The 4042-nt window shown below is 36.0% G+C and carries 2 protein-coding genes and 1 pseudogene; all 3 read left to right on the forward strand.

Translation table 11 applies throughout. The annotated features are described in order from the left end of the window. Window positions 1–441: 441 nt before the first annotated feature. On the forward strand, window positions 442–750 hold the full coding sequence (locus HET73_RS06345) for a hypothetical protein (protein ID WP_174134215.1): 309 nt from the start codon (window positions 442–444) through the stop codon (window positions 748–750). An 849-nt stretch (window positions 751–1599) separates the two neighbouring features. Next, entirely contained in the window at window positions 1600–1722 is a 123-nt protein-coding gene (locus HET73_RS09140) for a hypothetical protein (RefSeq protein ID WP_281356050.1), read from the forward strand. Between the two features lie 230 nt (window positions 1723–1952). After that, window positions 1953–3625 (forward strand): annotated as a pseudogene (argS, locus tag HET73_RS06350) (arginine--tRNA ligase). The last annotated feature ends 417 nt before the right edge of the window (window positions 3626–4042 follow it).

Raw genomic sequence — 4042 nt, forward strand, 5'->3', positions numbered from 1 at the left:
ATTGTTCTTGTCGTCTGCTCGGCTTTGGAGAACAGTTGAACTTCCGCTTTTAACTCGTTTAGACGTCTTCCAAAATGTAGCCCAATATTTTAATCGTTAAGCTTTTATAAATATAATATTATTAAAATAACGTTTATTAAAACTAAATAATATATATATTTTTTAAAGAATAATGAATAGCCTTCAAATTATCTTATATTTAAATAATACTTTACTTGCAAACAAATACAGCCATCTTGAGCTCAGCATTTCAACGCCTGAATTTTGATGAACTTTTAGACTTCTCATTTCACAATAACAAGCAAGGAGAGGACATTGCCAGCTAGTCTCGAGGTTTAAAAGTGCCGCGACTGTAGAATTGGTGCAACGACGGACCAAGGATTAAGCAGGTAATGTTATCCCCATTGTCATTATATCATTTTGGACACTTTTATTAATTAATTGGTTGTCTTATCTGACATATACATACCTGATAAATTTGATAATAAGCTTTTCTTTGATAGGGACTACTTAGCCATGCAAAAATTTTGCCTTACAGGTGATTATCGTATTCCTAACTTATACATGTCTCGTAAACGTCATCACATTCCATCTCAGGGTGATTGTAACCCATATTTCAAGCATCATTGTAATCCATGTTACAGTAATCCTAATGATGTTACATTGTGCCATGCTCACGACTCCGGCAACACAGTAGTGCTAAATATACCACCATATTGGACTAGAAGTGGAAAAACAGGAACTAAGTAATAGAAGTTTCAGGAACTGAAGTACTACAAGATCCCGCAACAGCTGTTTCTACTACGGAAATAATTTAAGGACAATAAATTTTTGTAGGTAACTGTAGCGAAGGTAACGAAAGATGTAAAAAGTGCGTAGAGGATCAAAAGTGAGCGATATCATATTACAAATAGCATTGACTTAATATGATAAATAGAGTATAAGACGAAAAGAAGGGATGTGCACTGTACGCCTCTGTCTGTTGGCTTATAACTTTGACAGCCTATTTGATGGTCTTTCTTGCCTTCCCTACTAATACTGTTAATTTGAGATAAAGTTTTAATTATATAGGAGATTTCTTTGCCAGAAAGCGATGATATTCAAAATGGTGTTAGCCAAAATGAAATTACAGAGGAAACTACTGAATAACCTGCAGTAGATAATGAAAGCGGAGAAGAACCTCCTGCAAAACCTGCAGTAGATAATGAAAGCGGAGGGGAACCTTCTGCAGAGCTTGCTGTAGATAATGAAAGCGGAGGAGAACCTCCTGCAGAGCATGTAGTAGATAATGTAAGTAAGGAAGAACCTCCTGCAAAACCTATAGTAGATAATGTAAGTGGAGGACAGCTTCCTGAAAAAATTCTACAGTAAATGTAGAAAAGCCCACTGAAAAAGTTACTACAGTGAATATAGGGAACCCTATGTAAAGTTTATGGTAGATGAACCTATAAAGTCTATAATAGGCTGGGGAAATAAAATGAAACTTACTGTAGATGAGCACCCATATCATCATAACTTATGCTTCAAGCATTATCATTGATCCATATTATAATAGTCATCATACTTCATGTTATGTCATACTCATGATTCGGCAATATAGTGGTAATACCTTATGGTTGGAAAGGTGGGCTACCTGTAGTAAAAGTAGGAGGACATACAGAATTCTTCAATAAGCCTGTGCTAATACATGATCCAGGTTACAATGTTTTTGATTGTCATTAATTGCAAAATAGAGCTATTTAATTTTGATAGGATGTGTGAATGAAGATGAAGAGGGTTAATTTGTGAGCATATCTATGTTTTACAAGTTGCATTTAACTCCTGTGCCGTTGTCTAAAAAGACACGGCATTGGTAAGTTCTTTTCCCTTGGTAGTTTCTGACACAAGATAACCCTTTAACTATTCTTGCTTATTCGCTATATTGGTGAAGGTTTCCATAGTTTTTCTAGTTAATGAACATTTTAAAGCAGATCTCCTCGCTAATCCTTAGCAAATTAGATGAGTTGAAGCAAAGAGGTGTGATGAATATAAGTGCAGAAAATTTTATCGTAGAGCCTCCAAGCAATAGAGCACATAGTGAAATCTATACGAATGTTGCTATGGTGCTTGCAAAGCATGAAATGAAGAATTCTATTGAGATTGCAGGGATGTTAGCAAGGGAATTTGAACTATTTGATGAGATTGAGAAAGTGGAAGTAGCTGGCCCAGGTTTCATCAACATGCACTTGAAAATAGAAGTATGGCACAAAGTTCTAAGACGAATTAATGAGCTAAAAACAGAATTCGGTACTCTAAATATTGGAAATAATCAGGCTGTTAATGCTGAATTTTTATCTGCAAATCCAACCGGTCTACTGCATATTGGTAGAAGAGGTATAAGAGGGGCGGTATTTGGTGATGTTTTGGCAAATTTACTGAAAAAAAGTTGGTTATAAATCCACCAAGAAATACTACATTAATGATGTTGGAGCGCAGGTAGATACGCTAGTTGGGTCAGTATATTTGAGATATAGGGAAGCTCTGGGAGAGAAGATCAGTATCGAAAAAGGTTTATACCCGGGTGAATATTTAAAACCAGTAGGGGGGAGGGGCTAGCCAAAAATATGGCATTGATCTTCTTAAAAAGCAAGATAATCAAATAATTAGAGAGTATAATTTAAGTTCTATCTTGGAACTCATAAAGGAAGACATGAGCTTGCTTGGAGTAAGTCATGATGTTTTTACTTCAGAGTACAAGCTACGTGGCAAAATTGAAGAGAGTAGAAAGATATTGTCAGATAAGGGTTTGGTGTACGAAGGTTACCTAGAAAAACCAAAAGGTAAAGAAAGTGAAAATTGGACTTCCAGAAAAGAGAGGTAATTTCGCTCTACAGAGTTTGGCGATGATGATGACCGCGCACTGAAAAAAGAGGCTGGCAGTTGGACTTATTTTGCCTCGGATATTGCTTACCATTTCGATAAGATATCACGTGGCTTTAACAATATGATCGTAGAGCTTGGTAGTGACCATGGCGGTTATGTCAAAAGGCTCAAAGCAGTTGTCTTTACGCTGAGTGATAATAAAGCGAAAATAGAGGTAAAACTGCATAATATTGTGAATATTTTCGATGATGGAAAATCTGTTAAGATGTCCAAAAGATCAGGAAACTTTCTCACGGCAAGAGATGTGGTGGAGGAAGTTGGCAGAGATATCACTCGTTTTATAATGCTAACACGCAAGAATGATATGGTCTTAGACGTTGATTTTGCCAAAATGAAGGAACAATCAAAAGACAATCCTGTTGTTTACGTGCAATATGCGCACGCTCGTGCTCATTCATTGATGCGTAACGTTCCAAAAAAACGCCCAAGTGCAGGTCTTTCACTTTTAAAGACAGACGAAGAGCTGTTCCTCATAAAAACCTTAGCAAAATGGCCAGATGTAGTGGAAACAACGGCAAGGCGTTGTGAGGCACAAGCGTTTCATGTTCTATGGGGATACGGCAAAAGAGATTTAAACATGCGTTTCATACTGGAAAATAACTTGGACCTCACTGCTGCAAGAAGGTTTCTTGTCCAAGCCTTAGCACACGTCATCGCTTCTGGACTTTCTATCTTCAATATAGAGCCTTTGGAAGAGATGTGAGAGAGAGAGTTGACTTTTTTTACTATAATATGTAACAATCACAATATTCTTAAAATTTGGAAAAAGTTATAACTCTAATCAGTGGAGAAAACTACTCTGTATTAAAAAGACCTAACTCTAAAATAAATTAAGTACGAGATAGGCAAAGTTTAAATACGTAAAACACTGCAACTATCTAGCACCAACTTGACTTTGATGCATTTGAAGCTACTTATTCTTTATAGAAAAAGTTTTATAGTCTAGCGGGTAAAGTTAGAACTACAACTTAATATATTTAAAGTTTTGATCGTAGATTTAACAATCCGGTCTGCTTGTAAACGTTATCTCTATGTCCTATTGTGATCTTTGCGTTTTGAAATTTTCACATGATAGATAAGATTATGTGAAACTTTTGGATCAAAAGTTATACTAATCCTT

This window comes from Wolbachia endosymbiont of Atemnus politus, from assembly GCF_013309895.1.